Source organism: Bacteroidales bacterium (assembly GCA_029210725.1).
GTDB lineage: Bacteria > Bacteroidota > Bacteroidia > Bacteroidales.
The window spans coordinates 73,113-98,650 of sequence record JARGFM010000015.1; the positions used below are offsets into that span (position 1 = coordinate 73,113).

A 25,538-nucleotide genomic window follows, 5' to 3' on the forward strand; every position below is an offset into this window, starting at 1 on the left:
TGAGCATGAAACAAATGGCAAGGACATTGATAATGTTAATGGTTTGTTTTCTGCTGGGTCATGCAACAGAAGCATTATCGCAGGAATCTCTGGTGATTTCAGACGATAAATTGCTTATCAGCAATATCCTTATCAGCGGTAACGATGTGACACAGGAATCGGTGATAAGGAGGGAATTGGTTTTTTCTGTCGGAGATACCATTGAGAAAATGAAGCTGCTTCCTGCTTTGCAGCGAAGCAAAGACAACCTGCTGAACCTGGCTCTATTCAATTTTGTTTATCTTAATATTAAGCACCTCGAAAACAACAGAATAAATGTGCTTATCGATGTGACGGAGCGCTGGTATGTCTGGCCGGTTCCTATCCTGGAGTATGCAGACAGGAATTTCAGCACCTTTATTCAGAACAGAGACTGGGACAAGATCAATTACGGAGCCTGGCTGAAATGGGGTAATTTCAGGGGAAGGAACGAGCTGCTGACCGGGAAGGTCCGCCTGGGCTATGTGAAAGAGTACTCCCTGGCCTATTCCAAGCCCAATCTGGGTAAAAAGCAGAATCACGGCATCTCGGCCGGGTTCAATATGACGCATCAAAATGAAGTAAGCATTGCAACGGTCAATAACGAACCCTTCGAATACAGGCCCCAGGAAAAGCCGGCCCAGATCCGGCTCAATGCCTTTGCCAAGTATAGTTTAAGGAGAAAATACTTCACCACACATTCGCTTCGATTTGAATATTACGATTACAGGGTTTCAGATTCAGTAGCCATTATCAACAGCAACTATCTGGGCGGGGGGAACACCAGTCAAAATTACTTCATGCTTACCTACTCGTTTGATTATGATATCCGGGATTCCAAGGTTTATCCTCTGGAGGGATTTAATGTGAGGATAAGGGCCGAGCAGATAGGGCTGGGCCTGATCCCCGACTTTGACTATGCAAGCTTTCGTTTAACCGGGACGGTGATGTTTCATCAGAAGCTGGCCAACAGGCTCTATTTCTATAATGCCACCAAGGGAAGATACACCTCGGAGAAGATGCTGCCTCATTTTCTTAACCAGGCCCTGGGTTATCATGAATTTCTGAGCGGTTATGAGTCCTACGTGATTGATGGCAGCGATTATGTGATCACCAAGTATGACCTGAAGATCCAGCTGGTGAAACAGAAATCCTATACCATTCCTTTTATCGGGATGGAGCAATTTAACAAGATTCACTTTGCGGTATTTGCAAATCTGTTTGCAGACGCCGGTTACGTCAATAGTGTTTTTCCCAATCCCACCAATACCATGGTCAATACCTGGCAGTTTTCGGCTGGAGTGGGCATCGACCTGGTAACCTATTACGACCAGGTTTTCAGGATCGATTATGTGATTAACCGATATGGGGAACACGGTTTCTTTTTTCACGTAGAAACCCCGTTTTTCAGGTGGTAAAGAAGGCGGAATGATAAAATTATTAGAACGGTCAAGGCTCAGGGATCTATCCAGTCCCCCTCTTTTTTAATCAGCATGATCAAAGCCTCAAGCGCTTCCTTTTCGGGAATATTCTTAAGCACAGCTTCCCTGTCCCTGTAAATACTTACCCGGCCCGGTCCGGCGCCGACATACCCGTAATCGGCATCGGCCATCTCGCCGGGACCGTTGACAATGCAGCCCATAACCCCGATTTTTAAGGTGGTGAGATGGGAGGTAGCCTGGCGGATCTCCTTTAAACGGGTCAGGATATCAAAATGTGTGCGCCCGCAGGAGGGGCAGGCTATGTATTCGGTTTTCGTAATCCGCGCCCGGGCTGCCTGCAGGATATTCAGCAGGGTATCGTTGAGCACAGGGAGGGTCATATGCCTGTTTTCCACCCATATCGCATCCACCATTCCATCCGCCAGAAGAGAGCCCAGCTCTCCAGCCAGCTGTATCTGAAACTGGTCAGGATCTACAGTTTCATACATGCATTTGACTAAGATGGGAGCTCTGGGGTTCCTGAGGCAAAAACGGTTCAACCGTGCTTTCATTTCCTGGATACTGTCCGTACCCTTTTCAAGCAGCATTATTTTTTCGCCTGAGTCGAGCAAGCCGGGATTTTTTTCCCACTCTTCGAACGGGACCGTTAATCCATGAAGCTCTTCAGGCTTTAAATCAAGCGACCGGTCCGGCGGCATCCGGCCTACGATTTTAACCAGAGTCCCGTTTCCCAATCCTGACAGCGGAAGCGATTTTCTTCTGGAATAATCAAAAGGGTCCCAGGCCAAACCTTCAAAAGGATGATAGGGAAGCTGTTCCGGTTTTTGAAAAATACGAACCAGCCGGGAGGCTACCGGCAATTCCATTTCCGGAGCTTCGGTCAGAGAAACCCTGATGGTATCTCCCATACTTTCCAGGAGAAGGGGTGCTATGCCAACGGCAGATTTGATGCGGCCCTCCGGACCATCTCCAGCCTCGGTGACCCCCAGGTGCAGGGGATAGGCCATCGCCTCGCTGTTCATCTGGTGCACCAGCAGGCGGACCGATTGCACCATCACGCGCGGATTACTCGATTTCATGGAGACAACTACCTGGTCGAAGGATTCCTTTTTACAGATTCGCAGGAATTGCATGGCCGACTCGACCATTCCCCGGGGACTGTCCCCGTACTTTTCCAGTGTTTTCTGGTCCAGCGAGCCATGGTTTACCCCGATCCGGATGGCGGTCCCGTGTTCGCGGCATCTTTTAAGCAGGTTTGGAAGCAGAAGATCCAGGCTTTTGTTTTTCAGATAATTTCCGGGATTAATCCGGATCTTTTCACAAACCCCGGCAGCTTCCAGGGCCAGTTCAGCTTTGAAATGAATGTCTGCCACCAAAGGGGTCCTGTACCCGGCAGCGCGGAGCTCATTCCTGATCTTCTTCAGGCTCTCCACCTCCCGCCTGCCCTGGGTAGTAAGCCGGACCAGCTCCGATCCTGCCCCGATCATCCGGATGCACTGAGCCAATGATGCGCTAATATCATTGGTGTCTGTATTGGTCATGGATTGGATCCGGACCGGATAGTCCCCTCCCAGGCGGAGAGAGCCAACGGTGACAAGCTGTGAGTGGTATGGTTTCACAATTAATTGTTTCATTCAGCTAATTGATTTCCCAGTCAGCTCCGTCTTTCCGGTCCTTAATGGTAATGCCCAGATTGCTTAACTCGTTCCGGATGCGATCAGCAGCTTCAAAGTCGCGGTTCGATTTGGCAGTGCTTCTTAACTGGAGGATCATAGCGATCAGCTTGTCTGTAATATCATTTGATTTTTCACTTGCCGAAGGCATTTGAAGGCCCAGCACGGAGACAACCCAGGAATGATACAGGGTTCTCAGTTTTTCCAGGTCATTTTCAGAAATAGTTTCTTTTCCTTCGGCCAGCTTATGGACCAGTGTGATCCCACTCAACAAATGGCCAAGCAGTTTGGCTGTATTCATATCATCTTCCATCGCACTGTTGCAGAGCCCGGCCAGGCCGTCCACATCCATGGAGCTGCTGCCCGAGGATTGAATGTGTTTCAGTGTTTCCATGGCGTTCATCAGCCGGATCAATCCTTTTTCAGAGGCCTGCAAAGCCTCGTTGGAAAAATCAAGAGTGCTGCGGTAATGCGCCTGAAGGATGAAAAAGCGAATAACCATGGGTCCGTAAGCCCTTTCCAGCATCTTGTGCTCGCCCGAAAAAAGTTGATCCAGAGTAATAAAATTGCCCAGCGAACGCCCCATTTTCTGGCCATTGATGGTGATCATGTTGTTGTGCATCCAGTAACGGACGGCAGGTTTGCCAAAGCCTGCCACATTCTGTGCAATTTCACATTCGTGATGGGGAAAGAGAAGGTCCAGCCCTCCTCCATGAATATCAAACTGCATGCCCAGGTATTTCGTGCTCATGGCAGAACATTCCAGATGCCAGCCCGGATACCCATCACTCCATTTGGAGGACCAGCGCATGAGGTGGGAGGGATCGGCTTTTTTCCACAAGGCGAAATCAAGCCCGCTTCTCTTTTCCGATTGCCCGTCCAGCGCCCTGGTGTTGGAAAGAAGGTCTTCGATCTTTCTTCCCGAAAGTTGCCCGTAGGGGTATTTTTTGTTATAGGCATTTACATCGAAATAGACCGAGCCGTTGACCTCATAGGCATAGCCTGCTTCCAGGATCTTCCCGATGAGTTCCTGCTGTTCAATGATATGTCCGCTGGCTCTGGGTTCAATGCTGGGAGCTAGCACATTGAGTGCATCCATGTTTATATGATAGCGGTTCATATAATGCTGAACCACCTCCATGGGTTCCAGCGATTCCAGCCGGGCCTTCTTCAGGATCTTATCTTCTCCGTCATCTGCATCATCTTCCAGGTGCCCCACATCGGTGATATTCCGGACATACCTCACCTTATAATCCAGATACTGCAGGTACCTGAAGAGCACGTCGAAAGTGATGGCCTGTCGGGCATGACCCAGGTGGGCATCCCCATAGACAGTGGGCCCACAGGCGTAGAGGCCGACAAATGGGGGATTGATAGGTTCAAAACGCTCTTTTTTCCTGGTCAGAGTATTATATAGAATTAGCTTATTGATCATAACTATTGGTGGATAATCTGCATGATGGAAACAAAATTAGTAAATTTAACTCGTACCGGAAATGTAGAAAAAATGGCAAAGAACAAAAGAACCAGTAAGGATAAATTCACAGGCGAACAGGCCGCCGCTTTAATCATGGGCCTGTTTGGAAGAAACCCCAAACAGATTTATAACTATAAGCAGATTTCAAAACTGCTATTTATCAGCGATAAGCAACTAAGAGCCATGGTGAACAGGACGCTGGACGATCTGGTGGCGAAAAAACAGCTCGAGCAGCTGGAGCCGGGGAGATACCGCCTGTTGAGCAGAGCCGGTTATAAAACCGGGACTCTGGATATGACCCAGCATGGATATGCCTTTCTGGTCTCGGAAAATTCGGACGAAGATGTATTTATTGCCAGGAATAATCTGAAAACAGCCCTGGACGGTGACCTGGTGAAAGTCTTTGTTTATCCCTCACGCAAGAACCGGTCGAGGATCGAAGGCGAGGTCGTGGAGATATTGGAGAGGACCCGCGACACCTTTGTGGGGACGGTGGAAATTTCGCGCAACTATGCCTTTCTGCTGCCTGACAGCCGTAAAATGCCTTTTGATATTTTCATTCCCCTCGAAAAACTGAAGGGAGTGGAGCATGGCCAAAAGGCCATTGCCCGGATCATTGACTGGCCGGAGAAGGTTAAGAATCCCTTTGGCGAAATTGTAGATATCCTGGGATATCCCGGTGATAATGACACCGAGATGAACTCCATCCTGGCTGAATTTGATCTGCCCATAAAGTTTCCCGAAGAGGTGGAGGCGTATGCCGGGAAGATCCCGGATGGGATATCGGCAGAGGAGATAAAAAAACGAAGGGATTTCCGGAAGGTGCCTACTTTTACCATTGATCCCGCCGATGCCAAGGATTTTGATGATGCGCTTTCCCTGCAGGCCCTGAACGGCGGATTTTGGGAGGTGGGAATCCATATTGCCGATGTGTCCCACTATGTTCATACAAAGACCATTCTGGATAATGAGGCTTTTGACCGGGGAACTTCGATATACCTGGTCGACCGGGTAGTCCCCATGCTTCCCGAAAAACTCTCCAACGGAGTATGCTCCCTTCGTCCCCATGAAGATAAACTTACCTTTTCGGCTGTATTTAAAATGAATGAGAAGGGCGAGGTGCTGGATGAATGGTTCGGCCGGACAGTGATTAACTCGGCCAGACGTTTTAACTACGAGGAGGCTCAGGAGATTATTGAGACCGGTGAAGGAGATATGAAAGAGGAGATATTGAAGCTTTATCAAATCTCCAAAGTGCTTAAGGAAAAAAGATTTAAAGGCGGATCTGTGAATTTTGAACGGGAAGAAGTAAAGTTCCATCTGGCTGAGGATGGAACTCCCACGGGGGTCTACTTCAAGGTTCAGAAGGAGGCCAACTGGTTGATCGAAGAATTTATGTTGCTGGCCAATAAAAGGGTGGCAGCCTATGCCAGCAGGGGTGGAAAATATGAGAAGGAATTAAGCCGGGCCGAAACCGGTGAAAAGAAACAGGTGGGAAAAACCTTTGTGTATCGTATTCACGACCTGCCCGATCCTGAAAAGATGGAATCTTTTTCGCGCTTTATCGGGAAGTTCGGGCATACTTTAAATCCCCAGCAATCGGCCCGGCGCCTCTCCGCCGCGTTAAACAATCTGCTGGACCAGGTGCAGGGAAAAAAGGAGCAAAATGTGGTGGAGATGATGGCCCTCCGTTCCATGGCCAAGGCACGCTATTCCACTAAAAACATAGGCCATTACGGACTGGCTTTCAAAGACTATGCCCACTTTACCTCCCCCATAAGGCGCTACCCCGATCTGATGGTACACCGTTTACTGGCCCATTACCTGGAAAACGGGGAATCGAAGAATGCAGAAACCTATGAAAAACGGTGCCAGCATACATCAGAAATGGAACGAAAAGCCATAGAGGCTGAGAGGGCGTCCACCAAATACAAGCAGGTGGAGTTCATGCAGGATAAGATTGGAAAGGTGTTCGATGGAGAGGTTTCAGGACTAACCGACTGGGGGATCTATGTGGAGATTGTGGAGAATAAGTGCGAAGGAATGGTATCCATCAAAAGCATCGCTGACGATTTTTATGAGTTTAATGAGGAAGAGTATATGATTGTGGGCCGTCATTCGGGAAGAAAATTTGAGATCGGAGATGAGGTTCAAATTGAAGTGATGAATGCCAACCTGTCACGGAGGCAACTTGATTATAAACTTGTGGAACTGGAAGAGGAGCTTTAATTTTAAGCTTGAATTTATGCACTGACAAATGGTTGTTGTCAAAGAAGAGGTCCGAGCAAATATAGTTGGCGTAGCCCGGAGAATCTTTACCAGGAATGGGTTCAGGAAGGCGACCATGGAAGAGATTGCCAGCGCTTCAAATATGGGGAAGAGCTCTATTTACTATTATTTTAAAAGCAAAGAGGAGATCTTCCGGGTGGTGGTGGAGTATGAGGCCACCATGCTCAAAGAGCGGCTTAAGCGGATTATCAACAGAAATGATTCTCCCCCGGAACGGCTCAGAGCTTATATCCTTTTCAGATTGCACCATATAAGGACCCTGGAAAATTTCTATGCAGCCCTGAACGAGGAGACCCTGTCCCAGATGAGCTTTATCCTGGATATCAGGCGCAATTTTGAGGTGGAAGAACAGGAACTGGTAAGCAAGATCCTCCGGGATGGAATGGAGCAGGGTTTTTTCCAACTGAGCAGTTCAAAGATCGGAGCCATTGCCATCTCTACCATGATGAAGGGACTGGAACTGCCCTTACTCCTGAGCGAAGTTCATAAGAAAGACCGCCAGGAACTGATGGAGGACCTGATACGGGTGCTCCTCTACGGGATCCTGAAAAGGTAATCCCTCCTTTGAACGGAACCAGGGTATGATAAACCACTTCAAGGATGTATCTTCTCTTTCCGTCCAGGCTTTTTCCAGGTGAGCAAGGACCTTAAAAATTGTACGTCTGGCTGTGGGTGTCCAGCTGATCTTCATTAGCTATACAAAAGATTAAAGCCCGAACAGAAGAGGATGAGATCCCCTGATTTTTCTTCTGAGTGCATACGAACAATGTAGTCCGGATATTCAGGGAGTCATTTATAGAGCGGAGCGACCTATTCTCCCTTTACCAGTGCGGATATTTTGTGTTTGATCTCTGTATTCTGATAGATGCCCTTGAATTGTTCGGCACCAGGGCCAAAGGCAAATACGGGAATCAGCGTGGCCGAGTGCTGTCCTGTTGCAAATACGGGCTCAATATAGGCATAGTCAGGATAGCGTTTCTCGCCGGGTTTTGGCTCTTGGGGCCCCAGGGTGAAGCCTCCGGTTTCATGGTCGGCGGTAACCACGACCAGGGTGTTGCCGTCTTTCTCGGCAAAGTCCAGGGCGGCTGCAATCACTTTTTCAAAATCAAGCATTTCTCCTACCAGGTATTCTGCATCATTGGCATGACCGGCCCAGTCGATCTGGGAAGCTTCCACCATCAGGAAGAATCCCTCCTGGTTTTGCGAAAGATAAGAGAGGGCCAGGGAAGTGGCTTCGGGAAGGAACTCCCCTCTTCCCTTCAGGCGGGGAGGCATGGGTCCCGCTTCAGGCAGAAATCCATACTTCTTATCCGCGCTCAGGGTGCCCGGAGCAGGAAGGCCCGTGGTATCAATAACAAATCCCTTCTCAGCGGCCAGGGCCAATAGATCGGCACTATCTTTTCGCATATTAAATTTTTCTCTTCCGCCTCCTGCGAAAAAATCAATTTTCGAGTCAAGCAGCTGAGCAGCGATCTCCTCTTCCATGGAACGTTGCTCCACATGTGCATAAAAAGAGGCGGGGGTTGCATGAGAGATGGTGGAAGTAGCCACCACCCCTGTACTCCAGCCCATGGAGGCAAGCAGTTCGGCAATATTTTGCAGGGAGACCCTGGAGGTATCCACCCCAATGGCGCCATTGTAGGATTTTGTTCCGGTTGCCAGAGCCGTGCCGCTGGCAGCGGAATCGGTTACCTTATGGCTGGCAGAAGAGGTTTGTTGCAGGCCTATTTCCTGAAAGCGCTTAAAAACGGAGGGTTGATCGCCATAATAGAAACCGGTGGAAACCGCGGAGAGACCCATTCCATCTCCAATCAGCAGGATAATCTTATTGGGTTTTTCCGGTTCAGTCCGATTATGGTAAGAGGCCGTGCAGGCCAGTGTAAGTACAGTAAGCAAAAGAATGAAAATATTTCTCATGGTTGTTGTCGTTTTTTCGTAAACCACAAAGTAAACAAATCTATGGAAGAAAAGGTTTATTTCTACTCCTGTAAATTACTTTTTAGCCATGCAGGGCGGTCGGTGGTAACTGCCGACACTCCCAGCTGTTGCATCTTGCGGGCGGTTTCCGGATCGTTGACGGTCCAGCACCAGACATCCAGTCCGGCGGCCAAACACTTTTCCATCAGCGGCCTGTCGATGATGGTGTGCCGAAGATCCACTCCGTCCAGGCGGCTCTCTACAACTGCTTCAAAATGTTTATTGAAATCGGGTTTAAACATGGAAAGATAATAACAGGGGACCTCCGGATATAGCTCCTTGCTTTGCCGGATAGTTTCAAAATCGAAAGCAATTAAGCTGATACGGCCACTCTTCCAGTGTTCGGCGATGAGCTCTTGCAGATAGGGAAGGATCTCGGGGCCGGTTTTAATTTCGATGACCAGCATGCGGTCCTCAGGAATGACGTCCAGTACATCCTTCAGAAGGGGAATGGTTTCCTGGTCATATTCCGGCAGGTTGGTTTCCCTTGGAATAACAACCAGGTGTTTTAATTCTTCCCAGGTGGCGTCCTTCACCGTAAAGCTCTTTCCGGTCAGTTTTTTTGTATTCTTGTCGTGAAAAAGAACCACCTTCCCATCGGCGGTAAGCATCACATCACATTCGGCTGCATCGGCCCCCAGCCTCCAGGCAAGCTGAATGGAGGCCAGTGTATTTTCAGGAGCCAGGTAGGAGGCTCCCCGGTGGCCCACATATTGAAAAGGTTTCTCAGGACCAGGTTCCTGTGCCTTAATAACCGGGGCCGTAAAGATTAAAAGAAGGACAATAGCAAAGGTTCTCATATCTGTGTTAATTTTGTAATGAATGGTGAGAGCTCAAACGAGTTCAACTAAAATAAACAATTAATCGATGAATCCTCCCAGCTTGCTGCAAGGGGAATTAATATAACACTTTCGAGTCATGAAAATCAATTTCTTTAAGCGTTTACGAAAATTTTTTCGCACAACCCTGATCGGGGGTGTGGTAGCCCTCGCCCCGCTGACTTTGATTATCCTGTTATTCAGATGGGTGATTAACCTCATTGGCCGCACTCTGACCCCGCTGGTGGACACCATTATTCAAAATCCGGATCCCAATCCATACTTTAAATTTGCCATCTATATTATTTCTGTTATTGCCGTTTTACTCTTCTTTTTTATTATCGGGTTGATCGTTCGCACCCGGCTATTCCTGTTTCTCAACAGGGCGGAAGATCGTTACTTTCTGAAAATACCCGGTTATAAACTGGCTAAAGAGACAGTTCAGCAGTTTTTTGGGAAAAACCGCTCATTTTTCAAAGAAGTGGTACTGGTGGATATTTTTAATACGGGTGCATTAATGACCGGTTTTATTACCGACGATCAGGGGGAGGTCATTACAGTGTTTGTTCCAACCGGTCCCAACCCCACCTCGGGAAATATCTATCATCTGAATAAAGATAAGGTAGTTAGGACCAAAGCACCTGTCGAGATGGGAATGAAAACCATTATCAGTTGCGGAGCCGGATCAGGAGAGGTGTTTGAAAAGGCAGTAATGAAATAGATCAGGATTTGGTCTCCACATGCCTGAAGAAACGTTTCTGGTTGAACAGGATTATGGCCACAGCCACAGAAATGCTCGAATCGGCAATGTTAAATACGGGTCTGAAGAAAACAAAGCTGGATCCTCCCCGGAACCATTCCGGATAGTTGCCTTTAATGACGGGGAGGTAAAACATGTCGACCACCTTCCCCTGCATCAAGGGGGCATATCCGCCACCTTCGGGGAACATGCTAGCCGCCTGAATGGGGGTGCTGCTGTTAAAGATTATTCCATAAAAGACAGAATCAATGATATTCCCTAAAGCCCCGGCCATGACCATGGAAAGAGTAATAATCAAGCCGGGATGAGCATGCTGGCGAATCAGTCGTCGAAGATATATTCCGATGGCTATCACAGCCAGGATCCGGAAGGATGTCAGGAGAATCTTACCCAGACTTCCCGGAAGTGCCATCCCGAAGGCCATCCCGTTATTCTCCACAAAATGGAGAATCCCCCAGTTGCCGAAAATGGGGATCTGCTGATAGAGAGTCATGTGGGTTTTAACCAGAATTTTCAGGGTCTGATCGGCCACAAGAATCAGCAGGATAATCATTATGGATTTCCTGGTGATGGACATATCGACTAATCTAATAAGGGGATGGATTATTGTTTTGATTTGGCCTCAAAGGAAAGCGTGGCATGTGGGACTGCACGCAAACGCTCCTTGGAGATCAGCTTACCGGTTTCCCGGCAGATGCCATAAGTTTTGTTTTCGATCCGGATCAGGGCTCCCTGAAGGTGCTGGATAAATTTTGCCTGCCGGGTGGCCAGCCTTCCGGCCTCCTCTTTGGAGAGTGTGGCGGCTCCCTCTTCCAGTACTTTAAAGGTGGGTGAGGTATCCTGGGTATCGTTACTTTCACTCTGGGTTATGGCAGATTTCAATATTTCATAATCTTCCCTGGCCTTATCGAGTTTCTGCTGGATGAGCTCTTTGAACTCCTGCAGCTCCGCATCCGAATATCTGTTCTTCTCAGCCATGATCATTTCTTCTTTGGTTTGCTAAATATACAATATTTTAATGATTCCCAATCCCGGTTTTATAACCGGGTTACGCGGATATTTATGTAGACGTCTTCATCAATATCAATGCGTTTGGTACTGTTATTTTCAATACGGTCAATCAGGGAAATATTTTTTGCAAGTGTTTGAGAACCAATATATTCACCATGAAATTTAATAACCTCGGTGATTAGTTCATGCTTTTCTATCAACACCTCGATCTTATCGGTTACATCAAAGCCGCTCTCCTTTCGGATGTTCTGTATCCGGTTAATCAGTTCCCGGGCCAGGCCCTCCTGCCGAAGCTCCTCTGTGATGTTAATATCCAGGGCAACAGTGATCGCTCCATCGTTGGCCACCAGCCATCCTGGAATATCTTCTGATACGATCTCCACATCTTCCAGGGTAAGCTGAATCAGTTCTCCGCCTATCTCCATCTGGAAGGACTTCTCTTTTTCAAAGGCAGAAATCTCTTTCTGATCCATGTTGTTAATGGCCCCACTCACCTCTTTCATCAATTTACCGAATCGTGGCCCCAGAGTTTTGAAATTCGCTTTGATACGCTTCACCAGGATCCCTGCTGTATCGGTGATATATTCAAGCTCTTTAACATTTACTTCGTTGATCACCAGGTGCTTGACATCCTCCACCTGTTGCTGAAAACCCGGATCAGAGATGGGAAGCATCATTTTGTTCAGGGGCTGGCGCACCTTGATATTGACCTTTCTGCGCAGACCCAGGACCATGGAAGACAGTTTCTGGGCTATATCCATTCTTTTTTCCAGGGCCGTATCGATCAGTGATTCATTACATTCCGGGAAGGTGCTGAGATGCACGGATTCGACTTTGTGCCGGCCGGTAACCAGATTCAGATCATGAAACAGCTTATCCATATAGAAAGGAGCCACCGGAGCTGCCAGCATGGAGATGGTTTCCAGGCAGGTGTACAGGGTCTGGTATGCAGCGCGCTTATCCTTATCAAACTCCCCGCCCCAGTATCGTTTTCTGTTCAGGCGTACATACCAGTTGCTCAGGTTTTCGGTCACAAAATCCTGGATCAGCCTGGCGGCACGGGTCGGTTCATAATTTTCAAACTCTGCCTTTACTTCCTTTATCAGTGTATGGAGCAGAGAAATAATCCAGCGGTCTATTTCAGGTCGTTCTTCAACCGGCACTTCCTTTGCCTCATATGTAAACCCGTCCACATTGGCATAGAGGGCGAAAAAGGAGTAAGTGTTAAAAAGAGTTCCGAAAAACTTACGCTTCACTTCTTCCACTCCCAGGGAGTCAAATTTAAGATTATCCCAGGGTTGCGAATTGGTGATCATATACCAGCGGAGGGGATCTGAACCATCTTTTTCTATGGTTTCGAATGGATCCACGGCATTGCCCAGGCGCTTGGACATTTTATTCCCGCTTTTGTCGAGTACCAGTCCGTTGGAGATGATATTCTTGAAAGAGACACTGTCGAAAAGCATGGTGGCTATGGCATGCAGGGTAAAGAACCATCCACGTGTCTGGTCGACTCCCTCGGCGATAAAATCGGCCGGAAACAGCTGGTCAAAGTCCTCCTTGTGTTCGAAGGGATAGTGATACTGGGCATAGGGCATGGAACCTGAATCGAACCAGACATCGATCAGTACCGGTTCGCGAAACATTTTTTGTCCCGAGGGGCTTACCAGAACCAGGTCATCCACAAAGGGACGGTGCAGATCGAACACCATGTAATTATCTTTTGAATGGTCCCCTTCCACAAAGTCTGCCAGTGGATTGGAACTCATAAAGCCCGCGTTTACCGATTTTTCAATTTCCTGTTTCAGCTCTGCCACCGAACCAATACAAATCTGTTCCTTCCGGTCATCGGTAACCCAAATGGGCAGGGGCGTTCCCCAGAACCGGGATCTGCTCAGGTTCCAGTCCACCAGGTTTTCCAGCCATTTTCCAAAACGTCCCGTTCCGGTGGATTCGGGTTTCCAGTTGATGGTGTTGTTCAGCTCCATCATGCGTTCCTTCATGGCCGTGGTGCGAACAAACCAGCTATCCAATGGATAATATAGCACCGGTTTATCGGTTCGCCAGCAATGGGGGTAGTTGTGAATATGCTTTTCGATGCGGAAGGCCTTGTTTTCGAGCTTCAGCTGAACCGCAATATCCACATCGATGGTGGGATCCTCTCCGGTTTTGGTATTGTCGTATTCATTTTTTACATACTTTCCTTCGAAAGCGCTATAACTTTCCAGGTTTATCCGTTCCCTGACGAAAGATTCATCCAGGTCCTTCAAGCGGAAGAAACGACCCTTTCGGTCGACCAGTGGCTGAATGACACCCTCCTTATCGAGTACAGTAAGAGCTGAAATATCATTGGCCATGGCCACCCGGAAATCGTCCGCCCCAAAGGTGGGGGCCGTATGTACAATCCCGGTTCCATCCTCCGTGGTCACAAAATCGCCCGTAACCACCAGAAAGGCTTTCCCTTCGGGATGTACCCAGTCCAGCAGTTGCTCATAAGAGAGTCCCTTCAGTTTGCTTCCTTTCAGGGTTTTCACCATTTTATAGGGCACATGTTTATTGCCCGGCTCATACTCATCCATGGGTAGTGCTGCATCCTTTTCCGGGAAGTATTGACCCATTAGTTCTTTGGCCAGAATCACGGTGATGGGCATACCGGTATAAGGGTTAAAGGTCCGCACCAGCGCATACTCGATCTTTGCACCAACGGAAAGTGCCGTATTGGATGGAAGGGTCCAGGGGGTGGTGGTCCATGCCAGTATGTAGAGATCCGTATCCAGATCTTCAAAGAGAAATGCTGAACGATGGTCCCGGATTATTTTAAACTGTGCCACTACGGTGGTATCTTTCACATCGCGGTAGCAACCGGGCTGATTTAACTCATGGGTGCTGAGGCCGGAACCCGCTGCCGGAGAGAAAGGCTGAATGGAGTAGCCTTTGTATAACAAATCTTTTTTATGCAGTTCCTTAAGCAGGTACCAGACGCTTTCAATATACTTGTTATCGTAGGTGATGTAGGGATCTTCCATATCGATCCAGTAACCCATCGATTCGGTAAGTTCCTCCCACATGCTGGTGTACTTCATTACATCCTTGCGGCAGGCAGCATTGAACTCTTCTATAGATATTTTAGTTCCTATATCCTCCTTGGTGATATTTTTGCTGGCTTCAACAGCCAGTTCGACAGGAAGTCCGTGGGTGTCCCAGCCGGCTTTGCGCTTTACAAGGAATCCCTGCTGGGTTTTATAACGGCAAAAAATGTCTTTGATGGTACGCGCCATCACATGATGAATGCCCGGTTTACCGTTTGCCGACGGGGGGCCCTCATTAAAGACAAAGGTGGGCCGGCCCTTACGGGTTTCAACAGATTTTTCAAAGATGTTATTCTCCTTCCAGAACGTATTAATCTCTTTATTGATTTCTGAAAGGTCAAACTTCTTATATTCAGGGAATAGCTTGCTCATCAAATCGCCTTCGTTTGCAGGGAATATTAAAATTTCACAAAGATAGACGAGCAGGATGTAATATGCAAGAACCCAGTAAAAAACCGTCGGCTCCGCTATTCATACAGAACTTTCACATACTGAGGAGCCTTTTTCCCCGTCCGGCGACTTAAAACATACAGACCCGGGGTCAGTCCGGAAAGATTCACCTGCGACTGTCCCCCGGCCAGGTCCAGGACCCGGGTACATTGTCCCGAACTGTTGAAAATGCTTAGCCGGGAAGGTTCCGGCACCGGATCCAGATAGAGCATTCCCTGAAAAGGATTGGGGTATATATGAAATGTGTTTCCTGGGGCTACATGTGATCCCACCCGGGCTGTAATTTCGGGTTTTACAAGCCGCTTGCTGGTATAAAGCCGGTACTCACCGGGCTGAAGGAAAACAGGGTCCTGCAGATCACTTACCTGTATGCTGTCTCCTGTGAAATAGCTGTACCACCAGCCGCTCCTGCTGAAGGAGGGGTTTACGGAGAGAGGGTCCACATCAAAATTTCCGATAATGCGTACGTCCATATCAGCGTGATTGATCTCGATTCTTTTGGCTGCATCCGTAACAGCCAGGGTAAAATCGCCGGAGCCAAAGGCGGGTTCTTGTTGCTTCAGATGGATCAGAGCCGACCAAATCTCGTAGACTCTTCTGCGCAAACCTGTATCGTAATAATCCCAGCGGATGGGTTTGTTACAAACCCGGCAATCGTAGTCGATGCTGAAATCATATCCCAGTTCCCCGAACTGCCAGATCATTTTTGGGCCGGGTACCGTAAAGAAAAATACCCCTGCCAGAGCCATGCGTTCCAGGGCGGTATTTCGTTCCCGGATATCGTAGGCGCCTGAGGAGTTGCCATAGGTCCTGTTCTTATACATGAGGCGTTCCTCGTCATGGCTTTCCATATATCCAACCAGGTGGGGCTCTGTCCAGAAGCGTTCTTTGTATGAGATCCAGCTGAAGTCGGAATCATTCTCATAGCCCATGGTGGCCTCATTGTACGCTCCGTTGAGATTTCCCCATAACATCATGCCGGCCTCTGAAAGCTCTGCCTCCTCGGCGTTGGCAGCAAAGTGTTCCAGAATCACATAGGCATCCTCCCTGATCTCCCAGATTTTGTTGGCCATTCGTTTCAGAATATTGATCCGGGAGAGGTCATATCCGCTCCCGTCGCCTGCAGTGTTTGTGAAACCTTTGGTAAAATCAAAGCGGAATCCATCCACGTGATACTCCCTGAGCCAGTAATGGCTTACACTGTCGACAAATTTTTCAGTGTCCGGACTAAGATGATTGAAATCGTAGCCCCAGGAGAAGACCGGATTGGGAGAATCCACATTGTACCAGGGATTGTCGGCGCTCACCTTTCCGGTGGAGGAGTCAAAATATAACTGAACCAGGGGAGACTGTCCGTATGAGTGGTTCAGGACCATATCCAGGATCACGGCCATACCTCTTTGGTGACAGGAATCGATAAACGCCTGCAGATCACCTGCCGGGCCATAATATTTATCGGGGGCAAAATAGAACGAGGGGTTGTAGCCCCAGCTCTCATTTCCCTCAAATTCAGTCACGGGCATCAGTTCGATGGCATTGATTCCCAATCGTTCAAAATAGTCCAGCGTATCGGTCAGGGTAAGCCAGTCGTGAGCTTCCAGGAAGTCCCGAAGCAGCAGTTCATAAATCACCAGGTTCTCTTTCTCCGGTGCGGTATATCCGGAATCATTCCAGCTATACTCCGGTCTGTTGGTCCGGAACACGCCAACGATTCCGGAAGCCTGTTCTTCCGGATATGGGATTAATCCGGGATAGATTCCATCGGTGATCCACTTATCGTTCCAGGGATCGAGCACTTTTTCGCTGTATGGATCTGCAATGGCCAGGGTACCATCCACCAAATACTGAAAAGCATATTCCAGGTCTGGCTCCAGATCACTGATGGTGATCCAGAATCTGTCACCGTCTTTATGCATCCTGGATCCCGAACCCGGAGTCCAGTCATTGAAATCGCCGATGGCAAAAACATGCTCTTTTCCGGGAGCATACAGGACCATCTGAACCATTTGATCATTGCTGTAATTGATTCCATCATTAAGGGTGTCGGGCAAGGGAACATCCGCCAGAGTTTCGAGCCCATGAACAAACACGGAGTCTGCTGCTGCCTCATCGCCCGAAGAGGCGTTTACCCGTATCCAGTAATCTCCGGACAGGCTTAGGTCGAAGTTGTGATTAATGGTGGTTCCGTTTACAGTTTTGACCAGCGCTGCATTCAAATACAGGGAAAGTTCCGATTCCTTGTTGGTTGCAGCCTCAAACGGAATGATATCCCCGGGATTGACCACCAGGTTTTTGTCCGGCTGAATGATAGAAACGATATAGGCATCCTCATATACTTTTACAAAAATATCTTTTCCCCCATCGTCTTTTCCTTCTTTGCTGGAGTCGGCGCTGCGGAAGACGAAAGCCATGTAGCTGATGGTTTCATAAGCCGGCACTCCGTAATAATCCCGGATGGAAGGTCCGATCTCCAGGGAATAGAGGTTGGCCGATTCCCTGGTCAACCTGGTTTCAGCCGTATTCACTCCCCATTCCGTAAGCACATACTTCCAATCGCCCATGCTGGTGCTGTTTGAGGTAATCACCCCGGTATGCGCATAGACATCGCCGGTAAAATCCGCTAAGCCCGCCGTTCCTTCCGTGGCATCAAAGTAAATGGTTACAGATCCACCGGGTGCAGGAAGATCCGGATCCGTGCTAATAATCTGCGCTTCCGAGAGCAGAGGAATAAAAATAAGAAGCAGAACGACAGGCAATCGAAAAGAGGGTTCCATGGAGAACAAAATAAGCTTATTTTTCCATATTTTAGTCCTTTGACTTAAACCGGACCATGAAGCAATGAAAAAACCAAAATTAAGCTTCTGGCAAATATGGAACATGAGTTTTGGATTCCTTGGGATCCAGTTCGGATTTGCCCTGCAAAACGGAAATGTGAGCCGTATCTTTCAAACCCTGGGAGCAGAAATTGACCAGATTCCCATTCTCTGGATCGCCGCCCCGGTTACCGGCTTGATCATCCAGCCCATTATCGGGCATATGAGTGATAAGACCTGGGGAAGGCTGGGGCGCAGACGCCCCTATTTCCTGGTTGGAGCCATCCTGGCTTCCATAGCCCTGATCATTATGCCCAATTCACCCGCTCTCTGGATTGCAGTAGGGATGCTCTGGATCATGGATGCTTCCATCAATATCACCATGGAACCCTTCCGGGCTTTTGTAGGGGATATGCTACCCAATGAGCAACGGACCAAAGGTTTTACCATGCAGAGTTTTTTTATCGGTATCGGTGCTTTCGTAGCCTCCTGGCTTCCGTATATGCTCTCCGAGTGGTTCCATATTTCCAATACGGCCCCCGAGGGTGAGATTCCCCAGACGGTGAGGCTCTCCTTCTACCTGGGTGGAGGGGTGTTTCTGCTGGCGGTTTTATGGACGGTGTTCCGCACCAGGGAGTATTCGCCCGAGGAGCTTAATAGTTTCTCTGAAAATGCCGAAGTAGATGAAAAGGTCCATAATGACACCCCCGATCCGCTTGGTAAATATTTGCGAAGGGGAATGATCTGGTTGGTGGCGGGCATCGTGTTCGCCGTACCTGTTTACTTTTTAAAACTGGAGAAGGAGCTCTATATCCTGGCCGGAGGTCTGGGAATATTCGGCCTCCTGCAACTGATCAGTGCGGCCTTGATAAAAGGCAAAAGGGAGACGAGCGGCCTGGTAAGTATTATCACGGATCTTTACCATATGCCTTTGACCATGAAACAATTGGCCATTGTGCAGTTTTTTTCATGGTTTGCCCTGTTCAGCATGTGGATCTATACCACCCCGGCGGTCACCTCTCACCTGTATCACACCACGGATACCACCACGGTCGCATACAACGAAGGGGCCAACCTGGTGAGCGGTATGTTTGGATGGTATAACCTCTTTGCCGCGGCATTTGGCCTGTTGCTGCTGCCTTTTCTGGCCAGGCTGACCAACCGGAAAATTACACATTCTATTGCACTGGTGATCGGGGGACTGGGACTGGCCTCGGTTATGATCCTGAATAATCCCCAGCACATGATCTTTTCCATGATCGGTGTGGGTCTGGCCTGGGCCAGTATCCTGGCTATGCCCTATGCCATCCTGACCGGCTCCCTTCCCTCCCATAAGATGGGGGTCTATATGGGGATTTTCAATTTCTTTATTGTGATTCCGCAGATCCTGGCGGCAACCATCCTGGGCTTTATGGTTAATTCCCTTTACGGTGGCGACAGTATCTATGCCCTGCTTACCGGAGGTATTTCCATGCTGGTAGCCGCGGTGCTGATTCTGTTCGTGAAGGATGTGTATGAAAAATAGTTAAAACAAAAAGATGAAAAGATATTACCGGGAAGATCCCTGGAGCATCATCGAAGAGGGCTTCGATCCTTCCATGCAGGAAGCATCGGAGAGTATCTTCAGTCTGGGGAATGGCCGGATCGGTCAGCGGGCCAATTTTGAAGAACGTTATTCCGGACAGACCCTTCAGGGGACCTATCTGGCCGGAGTCTATTATCCGGATAAGACCCGGGTGGGCTGGTGGAAAAACGGCTACCCGGAATATTTTGCCAAGGTGCTCAATGCCCCGAACTGGATCGGGATCGATGTAGAAATCAATGGGAAACCACTGGATCTTCACCAGAATGCCCCTCTGGAGTTCAGGCGCGAATTAAATATGAAGCAAGGCTATCTGGAACGGACATTTGCTATTTACGTGGGCGAAAACAGACTTGAAATTGCTGTGCGCAGATTTCTGAGTATGAAACGGGATGAGATCGGGGCGATCCGGTATGCCATTCGTTCGGTGGATTTTTCAGGAGATGTATCTTTTGCGCCTTATATCGATGGCAATGTGGTTAACCGGGATTCCAACTATGATGAAAAATTCTGGGAAATGGAAAGTTCCAAAGCAGTTCCCGGATCTGCCTATCTTATGGCACGTACCCGTAAAACAGGTTTTGTGAGCTGTATGACCATGTGCTATATCCTGGAGTTAAACGGGGAAGCCCTGCAGTTGGAACCGGAGGTGACAGAGAAGAAAGATTTCGTTTCAAACAAGGTAAGCCTTGAACTGGACCAGGGCGAGGAGGTGAAGTTTTACAAGTATGTTTCCGTGCTTAGCTCCATGAATCATAAACCAGAAGAGATGGTAAAAAGGGGTATCGATCTGCTTATTGATACCATGAGCCTGGGTTTTGATGCCCTGTTTGAGGAACATGCCGGAGCCTGGGAAGAGAAGTGGGACCATTCAGATATTATCATTGAAGGGGATATTGCGGCCCAGCAGGGAATCCGCTTCAATATTTTCCATTTGAACCAGACCTACACCGGAAAGGATGAACGGCTCAATATCGGCCCCAAGGGATTTACGGGTGAGAAATACGGAGGAAGCACCTACTGGGACACAGAAGCTTATATGATTCCTTTCTACCTGAGTACGGCCCGGGAGGAAGTGGCCCGCAATCTTTTGATTTACCGGTATAAGCAGCTGGATAAGGCCATTGAAAATGCGGAAAAACTTGGTTTCAGGGAGGGGGCTGCCCTGTATCCCATGGTGACCATGAACGGGGAAGAGTGCCACAACGAGTGGGAGATAACCTTCGAGGAAATACACCGGAACGGAGCCATTGCTTATGCCATCTATAACTATACCAGGTATACCGGCAAGCGGGAGTATCTCTTGTCGAAGGGACTGGAAGTCCTGATTGCCATCTCGCGTTTCTGGCGGCAGCGGGTCAACTGGTCGAATGAGAAGAACAAATATGTGATGCTGGGTGTAACCGGCCCCAACGAATATGAAAACAATGTAAATAACAACTGGTATACCAACAAAATGGCCGCCTGGACCATGTCGTATACCCTTGAATCACTGACAACCCTGAGACAGGTGGATGCGGGCGCTTTTAACAGACTCCTGGAAAAAACCTCTTTTGACTTCCAGGAAGAAACCACCTCCTGGAGAGAAATTATTGAGAAACTTCATTTTCCTTACGAAGAGAATCAGGCTGTCTTCCTGCAGCAGGACGGATTTATGGACAAGGAACAACGGATGGCGGCCGATCTGGATCCTGCCGACAGACCCATCAACCAGCACTGGTCGTGGGACCGTATTCTGCGTTCCTGTTTTATCAAGCAGGCCGACGTGTTACAGGGGATTTTTGTGTTTGAGGATGAGTATGACCGGGAAACCATGGAGCGGAACTATGATTTTTATGAGCCCCGCACGGTCCATGAATCCTCCCTGTCGCCCTGTGTGCATTCGATCCTGGCGGCCCGCATCGGTCGACCCGGGAAGGCATATGAGATGTATCTTCGTACCTCGCGGCTAGATCTGGATGACTATAATCATGAGGTGGACGAAGGGCTTCATATCACCAGTATGGGTGGGACCTGGATGTCGGTGATTTATGGCTTCGGTGGGATGAAGGTCCGGGAGGGCCTGCTCAGCTTTGAACCCCGGCTGCCGGCCAACTGGGAGGCCCTCTCCTTTAAAATATTGTACCGGGGAAGAACCCTGGTGGTGCGGATCAACAAGAAACAGGTGAGTATTGAGAACCTGGAAGGCGAAGAGGTGGAACTTTTTCTTGAAGGAAAGAAGGTACTTGTGAAAAAGGCAGCATCGGTGGTGGCAGATCTCTGAAAAACTGCTATTTTTGCAGGTATAAACGAGATTTAATGAAAATATATGCACATACAGGTAGTATTCAGCTTGTGAACGCGACCGGATATTTTGTTACCGATCGTGAGGATGCTTTGCTGTGCCGGATAACCTGACAGAGAGAATACCTTATGCAGATAAGAGAAAGAAGGTCGGGTTTCACCCGGCCTTTTTTTTTGGCTTTGATCTTAACAGCATGGCAGGCTGTTGTATGAATCGCCTGGTCCACAGCCATTGGGCCGGTATAAACCAAAACGTAATGGAAAAACTTACACACATTGTGAAAGGGACCATGGCACAGATGGTCCATGTATGTAACGGTAAAGTGATTTACCAGATTCAAACCAGGAATCACCTTTATCAGCTGGAAGTTGATTCCACGGAGCAAGAGTGGGAAACCACCTACCTGTTACCCTCTTTCAAATCGATCACCCTGATGCGGTGGATCCGAAAGGGACTGGAAAATAGAGATGGAACCTTTATTCAATTGAAGTAAGATGGAAGAAGAGGAGGACCAACTGGGATTTACAGGTCAAAACCAAGGTTCATGAGATTCGTACGCTCGTGAATATGAATGGCCTGGAATCCCAGTTCCTGTGCCGCCTTGATATTATGGATACTATCGTCCAGGAACAGGGTCTCTTTTGCTTTGATGCCTGCATCTTTGATCACATATTCCCAGGCCTCGTAATCTGGTTTGTGCCACCCAATTTCATGGGAATAATATATTTTCTTAAAAACCTGGTGCATGGATTCCCCTGCCTTATCCAGGAACATCTTTTCAAACACCTTCACATGAAGACCCGAAGTATTACTGAGCATATACAGATTATATCGATTTGAAAGCTTCTTCAGAAGTTTGATCCGCTCTTCGGGAATGCCTACCAGCATGGCGTTCCACGCATCGTCGAAGCTCTGGTCGGTCATCTGGACCCCGGCCACTTTTCTTATTTCGTCTCTAAACTGCCGGGTGTCCAGCAAGCCTGTTTGATATTTGAAAAAGAGATCCGTCCTCATGGAGTCGGGATACTGCATCAGCTCCGAAGGGAAGCCCAGTTCATAAAAGGCCTTCAAAGTTGCCTGAACATTGATGTCCAGAATCACCCCGCCCAGATCGAACAGGATATTTCTAAAGTTCGGTGCTTGTGCCATCCATTTTGTATATTCGCAAGTACCCAAAGATAACGAAAAACCAGAGAGCCATGCGAATCAACGGAACCCATTACCGGAGCATCTGGATGGGAAAGGATCCCGGGCTTGTTTATGTCATCGATCAGCGTTACCTGCCTTTTGAATTTCGCATCCTTCCATTGAGAACGGCGAAGGATGCTTATCATGCCATATCTGAGATGGCAGTGAGGGGGGCGCCACTGATCGGGGCAACAGCTGCTTTTGGACTCTATCTGGCAGCATTTGGAAGCGGTCCTGATCGCTGGTGGGAAGAGTTGGAGGAAGCAGCGGAAAGGCTTATCTCCGCCAGGCCAACGGCAGTAAACCTGAAGTATGCCGTGAACCTTTTGATGGAGCAAGTGAGTTTTCCGGCTTCGCGTGCGTCCATGATTAAAGAGTTGTTTCATCTCTCCATTCGTTTTGCCGAAGATGAGGTAATCCGAAGCAGGAGAATCGGGGAGCATGGCCTGAGATTAATCAGGGAAATCCATGAGGCTACTTCCCGGCCCGTTAATATTCTGACCCACTGCAACGCCGGTTGGCTGGCCTGTGTGGATTACGGGACCGCCACGGCACCCATTTACCTGGCGCACGACCAGGGGATCCCGGTTCATGTGTGGGTAGACGAAACCCGGCCCAGGAACCAGGGAGCCCGTTTGACCGCCTATGAACTGGGTGAGCATGGGGTGCCACATACCCTGATCGTTGATAATGCGGGAGGACACCTGATGCAGCGGGGGAAGGTCGACCTGGTGCTGGTGGGAAGCGACCGCACCACCCGGACCGGGGATGTGGCCAATAAGATAGGCACCTATCTGAAAGCCCTGGCCGCAAAGGATAACGGAATCCCCTTTTACGCGGCCCTTCCTTCCTCGACCATCGATTTTGACCTTGTAGAAGGATCCAGAATTGAGATCGAGAACCGCGACCCGGAAGAGCTGACCCGGATGCAGGGAATTAGCCTGGAGACCGGGGATCCCCTGACTGTAAGAATCTATCCGGAAGGATCAGTAACGGCAAATCCGGGTTTTGATGTAACACCTGCCAGACTTGTAAGCGGACTGATCACAGAGAAAGGCATCTGTGAGGCGTCGGAGAAAGGAATCAAATCGCTGTTTAAAAGGCAGGGACCACATGCATAGGACTATAACTATCTTAATATTTTTAATCTGTTGTCTAAGCGGGTTTGCTCAGGATGCGCTGGATAACAGACGCATACCATATCTCCAGTTTAATTATCACTCCGGTTCTTTCTGGACACGCTCGGAGTTTCTGGCAGAAGAGTTTTCGGATCCTTACAGAGCCATTGAAGCGCGTTTGGGATTCCAGTTGACCGGTAATGAGATTTGGGAGCAGTATCATAACTTCCCCAAAGTGGGACTGGGGATGCACTATTCGGACCTGGTAAAAGACCGCTCCGATACCGTGGTGGGAAATCCATTCAGCCTGTTTGGCTTTTACAGTGCACCCTGGCTTAGAGTTGGACGATTCACCCTTTCTACAGACATGTCGGTTGGTCTGAGTTATGCGGATGTTATCTATGATTCGATCAGCAATCCTTATAATGACGTGATTGCTTCTCATGTGAATCTCTATTTTGATTTCAATTTAAATATGAATGTAAAATTGACCCCCAGGCTGGGTCTGAATGCCGGTTATGGGATTACACATTATTCAAACGGAAGGATGCAGGCCCCGCAGAAAGGAATCAATAACTGGGGCTGGCTCTTTGGCCTGGATTACTTATTGGGCGAGCCGGCATCGGAGTTCAACTTCAGGGAACCTGAATCCTTCCAGACTAATGAGTCCATTCAGCTCATGTATGCGGCGGGTCTTGTGGAGTATATCGTGAATCGCAGTACCAGGGAGCTCCGGTTTTTCACCTCCTCATTTACGGCCGACTATGTAAGCACCCTCAGTCCCAGGATGGCTGTAACCTTCGGACTGGAGGCTCTGTATGACGGGTCCCTCAAAAGAGCTATTCCGGGGGTTCTCCCCGAAGATGCAAGCACCTGGCAGCAAATGTACCTGGCCTCTCACCTGGGTTACCATTATATCATTGAACGCTTTACCATTCTTTTTAATTTTGGCACCTATTTTCGTCAGCATTCCTACGACAGAGGGTATTATTTTGCCAGACTGGGAGGCAGATGGCGCTTTACAGATCAGCTGTATGCTCACATCTGCGTTAAGACAAAGAATGCAGTACGCTCAGACTGGATCGAATGGGGCGCCGCCTATCAGATCAATCTCCGAAAGTAAAATCAGAAATGCAAGTGTTGCCAGATTTTAGTAATTTGTGTAATATTGCATCCCCATTTCGGGGTTAACACCAGTTGATATTCACAGGGCCCATAGCTCAGCTGGTTAGAGCACCTGACTCATAATCAGGGGGTCGCTGGTTCGAGCCCAGCTGGGCCCACTTTAAGATCAACCACTTACATATAATTTTGTAGGTGGTTTTTTCTTTGGTGCCAGTTTGTTGCCAGGATTTGTGGGGAAAGGTTGGTGGGGATTTGTACTTTCTTCAGATGTTATGTTTTCATATATGTCATTTAGTGTTTTTTCAATTACACTTCTTTTCAACTCACATTCCCAGATTATATGAACATTCCATCCAATTTCTTTCAACTTCTTCTGATCTGCCCGATCTCTTGATTTTGTATTGCTAATTTTACTTTTCCAATA

The 25,538-nt window shown here is 48.5% G+C and carries 19 protein-coding genes and 1 tRNA gene; 10 read left to right on the plus strand and 10 right to left on the minus strand.

What is annotated here, in order from left to right; all coding sequences use genetic code 11:
- Positions 1–14 precede the first annotated feature (14 nt).
- Entirely contained in the window at positions 15–1,436 is a 1,422-nt protein-coding gene (locus P1P86_10085) for a BamA/TamA family outer membrane protein (GenBank protein ID MDF1575524.1), read from the plus strand.
- 38 nt (positions 1,437–1,474) lie between these two features.
- On the opposite strand, the gene ispG is transcribed toward P1P86_10085, so the two are convergent.
- Together ispG and cysS are read right to left on the minus strand one after the other, a co-directional pair.
- Positions 1,475–3,094, minus strand: a complete 1,620-nt coding sequence (gene ispG / locus P1P86_10090) for a (E)-4-hydroxy-3-methylbut-2-enyl-diphosphate synthase (GenBank protein ID MDF1575525.1) — start codon at positions 3,092–3,094, stop codon at positions 1,475–1,477.
- A 4-nt stretch (positions 3,095–3,098) separates the two neighbouring features.
- Positions 3,099–4,568: a cysteine--tRNA ligase gene (gene cysS / locus P1P86_10095; GenBank protein ID MDF1575526.1), complete on the minus strand. Its 1,470-nt coding sequence runs from the start codon at positions 4,566–4,568 to the stop codon at positions 3,099–3,101.
- A 72-nt stretch (positions 4,569–4,640) separates the two neighbouring features.
- On the opposite strand from cysS, the gene rnr reads away from it, so the two are divergent.
- Both rnr and P1P86_10105 read left to right on the plus strand, forming a co-directional pair.
- Positions 4,641–6,839 carry a ribonuclease R gene (gene rnr, locus P1P86_10100; GenBank protein MDF1575527.1) on the plus strand — a complete coding sequence of 733 codons (2,199 nt, stop codon included), beginning with the start codon at positions 4,641–4,643 and terminating at the stop codon, positions 6,837–6,839.
- A gap of 28 nt (positions 6,840–6,867) precedes the next feature.
- Positions 6,868–7,455: a TetR/AcrR family transcriptional regulator gene (locus tag P1P86_10105; GenBank protein ID MDF1575528.1), complete on the plus strand. Its 588-nt coding sequence runs from the start codon at positions 6,868–6,870 to the stop codon at positions 7,453–7,455.
- A gap of 254 nt (positions 7,456–7,709) precedes the next feature.
- Here P1P86_10105 and P1P86_10110 read toward each other — a convergent pair whose 3' ends face one another.
- Together P1P86_10110 and P1P86_10115 are read right to left on the minus strand one after the other, a co-directional pair.
- Positions 7,710–8,816: an alkaline phosphatase gene (locus tag P1P86_10110; protein ID MDF1575529.1), complete on the minus strand. Its 1,107-nt coding sequence runs from the start codon at positions 8,814–8,816 to the stop codon at positions 7,710–7,712.
- 62 nt (positions 8,817–8,878) lie between these two features.
- Positions 8,879–9,676 (minus strand): glycerophosphodiester phosphodiesterase family protein, encoded by a 798-nt coding sequence (locus P1P86_10115; protein ID MDF1575530.1) that lies wholly within the window; start codon positions 9,674–9,676, stop codon positions 8,879–8,881.
- Positions 9,677–9,794: 118 nt separating this feature from the next.
- On the opposite strand from P1P86_10115, the gene P1P86_10120 reads away from it, so the two are divergent.
- Complete coding sequence (locus P1P86_10120) at positions 9,795–10,415, plus strand: DUF502 domain-containing protein (protein ID MDF1575531.1); 621 nt, start codon at positions 9,795–9,797, stop codon at positions 10,413–10,415.
- A gap of 1 nt (position 10,416) precedes the next feature.
- Here P1P86_10120 and P1P86_10125 read toward each other — a convergent pair whose 3' ends face one another.
- The 4 genes from P1P86_10125 to P1P86_10140 form a co-directional block, all read right to left on the minus strand.
- The gene (locus tag P1P86_10125; GenBank protein MDF1575532.1) at positions 10,417–11,031 is read right to left on the minus strand and encodes a lipoprotein signal peptidase; all 615 of its coding nucleotides are present in this window, start codon (positions 11,029–11,031) and stop codon (positions 10,417–10,419) included.
- A gap of 26 nt (positions 11,032–11,057) precedes the next feature.
- Positions 11,058–11,432, minus strand: coding sequence for a TraR/DksA C4-type zinc finger protein (locus tag P1P86_10130; GenBank protein MDF1575533.1), 375 nt, complete (start codon positions 11,430–11,432; stop codon positions 11,058–11,060).
- A 59-nt stretch (positions 11,433–11,491) separates the two neighbouring features.
- Complete coding sequence (ileS, locus tag P1P86_10135; GenBank protein ID MDF1575534.1) at positions 11,492–14,926, minus strand: isoleucine--tRNA ligase; 3,435 nt, start codon at positions 14,924–14,926, stop codon at positions 11,492–11,494.
- Positions 14,927–15,021: 95 nt separating this feature from the next.
- Complete coding sequence (locus tag P1P86_10140; GenBank protein ID MDF1575535.1) at positions 15,022–17,778, minus strand: alpha-amylase family glycosyl hydrolase; 2,757 nt, start codon at positions 17,776–17,778, stop codon at positions 15,022–15,024.
- A gap of 64 nt (positions 17,779–17,842) precedes the next feature.
- On the opposite strand from P1P86_10140, the gene P1P86_10145 reads away from it, so the two are divergent.
- The 3 genes from P1P86_10145 (at position 17,843) to P1P86_10155 (ending at position 22,176) form a co-directional block, all read left to right on the plus strand.
- Positions 17,843–19,342: an MFS transporter gene (locus P1P86_10145; GenBank protein MDF1575536.1), complete on the plus strand. Its 1,500-nt coding sequence runs from the start codon at positions 17,843–17,845 to the stop codon at positions 19,340–19,342.
- Positions 19,343–19,355: 13 nt separating this feature from the next.
- A complete protein-coding gene (locus P1P86_10150; GenBank protein ID MDF1575537.1) occupies positions 19,356–21,662 on the plus strand; it encodes a family 65 glycosyl hydrolase domain-containing protein in 2,307 nt (768 codons plus the stop codon).
- A 277-nt stretch (positions 21,663–21,939) separates the two neighbouring features.
- A complete protein-coding gene (locus P1P86_10155) occupies positions 21,940–22,176 on the plus strand; it encodes a hypothetical protein (protein MDF1575538.1) in 237 nt (78 codons plus the stop codon).
- Positions 22,177–22,205: 29 nt separating this feature from the next.
- Here P1P86_10155 and P1P86_10160 read toward each other — a convergent pair whose 3' ends face one another.
- Positions 22,206–22,832 carry an HAD family phosphatase gene (locus P1P86_10160; GenBank protein MDF1575539.1) on the minus strand — a complete coding sequence of 209 codons (627 nt, stop codon included), beginning with the start codon at positions 22,830–22,832 and terminating at the stop codon, positions 22,206–22,208.
- A gap of 50 nt (positions 22,833–22,882) precedes the next feature.
- On the opposite strand from P1P86_10160, the gene mtnA reads away from it, so the two are divergent.
- The 3 genes from mtnA (at position 22,883) to P1P86_10175 (ending at position 25,272) form a co-directional block, all read left to right on the plus strand.
- Positions 22,883–23,992 carry an S-methyl-5-thioribose-1-phosphate isomerase gene (gene mtnA, locus P1P86_10165; GenBank protein MDF1575540.1) on the plus strand — a complete coding sequence of 370 codons (1,110 nt, stop codon included), beginning with the start codon at positions 22,883–22,885 and terminating at the stop codon, positions 23,990–23,992.
- Positions 23,985–25,112, plus strand: a complete 1,128-nt coding sequence (locus P1P86_10170; GenBank protein ID MDF1575541.1) for an acyloxyacyl hydrolase — start codon at positions 23,985–23,987, stop codon at positions 25,110–25,112. Before mtnA ends, P1P86_10170 begins: the two co-directional genes overlap by 8 nt.
- An 86-nt stretch (positions 25,113–25,198) precedes the next feature.
- Positions 25,199–25,272: transfer RNA gene (locus P1P86_10175), tRNA-Ile, on the plus strand.
- A gap of 8 nt (positions 25,273–25,280) precedes the next feature.
- Here the strand turns inward: P1P86_10175 and P1P86_10180 are convergent.
- Positions 25,281–25,538, minus strand: a 258-nt coding sequence (locus tag P1P86_10180; GenBank protein MDF1575542.1) for a hypothetical protein, incomplete at its 5' end; no start/stop codon positions are given.

Coding starts and splice junctions, on each gene's coding strand:
- P1P86_10105 (MDF1575528.1), top strand. CDS start 6,868: ATGGTTGTTGTCAAAGAAGAGGTCCGAGCAAATATAGTTGGCGTAGCC.
- P1P86_10155 (MDF1575538.1), top strand. CDS start 21,940: ATGGAAAAACTTACACACATTGTGAAAGGGACCATGGCACAGATGGTC.
- P1P86_10110 (MDF1575529.1), bottom strand. CDS start 8,816: ATGAGAAATATTTTCATTCTTTTGCTTACTGTACTTACACTGGCCTGC.
- rnr (MDF1575527.1), top strand. CDS start 4,641: ATGGCAAAGAACAAAAGAACCAGTAAGGATAAATTCACAGGCGAACAG.
- cysS (MDF1575526.1), bottom strand. CDS start 4,568: ATGATCAATAAGCTAATTCTATATAATACTCTGACCAGGAAAAAAGAG.
- P1P86_10145 (MDF1575536.1), top strand. CDS start 17,843: ATGAAAAAACCAAAATTAAGCTTCTGGCAAATATGGAACATGAGTTTT.
- P1P86_10150 (MDF1575537.1), top strand. CDS start 19,356: ATGAAAAGATATTACCGGGAAGATCCCTGGAGCATCATCGAAGAGGGC.
- P1P86_10115 (MDF1575530.1), bottom strand. CDS start 9,676: ATGAGAACCTTTGCTATTGTCCTTCTTTTAATCTTTACGGCCCCGGTT.
- P1P86_10170 (MDF1575541.1), top strand. CDS start 23,985: ATGCATAGGACTATAACTATCTTAATATTTTTAATCTGTTGTCTAAGC.
- mtnA (MDF1575540.1), top strand. CDS start 22,883: ATGCGAATCAACGGAACCCATTACCGGAGCATCTGGATGGGAAAGGAT.
- ispG (MDF1575525.1), bottom strand. CDS start 3,094: ATGAAACAATTAATTGTGAAACCATACCACTCACAGCTTGTCACCGTT.
- P1P86_10120 (MDF1575531.1), top strand. CDS start 9,795: ATGAAAATCAATTTCTTTAAGCGTTTACGAAAATTTTTTCGCACAACC.
- P1P86_10140 (MDF1575535.1), bottom strand. CDS start 17,778: ATGGAACCCTCTTTTCGATTGCCTGTCGTTCTGCTTCTTATTTTTATT.
- P1P86_10130 (MDF1575533.1), bottom strand. CDS start 11,432: ATGGCTGAGAAGAACAGATATTCGGATGCGGAGCTGCAGGAGTTCAAA.
- P1P86_10085 (MDF1575524.1), top strand. CDS start 15: ATGGCAAGGACATTGATAATGTTAATGGTTTGTTTTCTGCTGGGTCAT.
- P1P86_10125 (MDF1575532.1), bottom strand. CDS start 11,031: ATGTCCATCACCAGGAAATCCATAATGATTATCCTGCTGATTCTTGTG.
- ileS (MDF1575534.1), bottom strand. CDS start 14,926: ATGAGCAAGCTATTCCCTGAATATAAGAAGTTTGACCTTTCAGAAATC.
- P1P86_10160 (MDF1575539.1), bottom strand. CDS start 22,832: ATGGCACAAGCACCGAACTTTAGAAATATCCTGTTCGATCTGGGCGGG.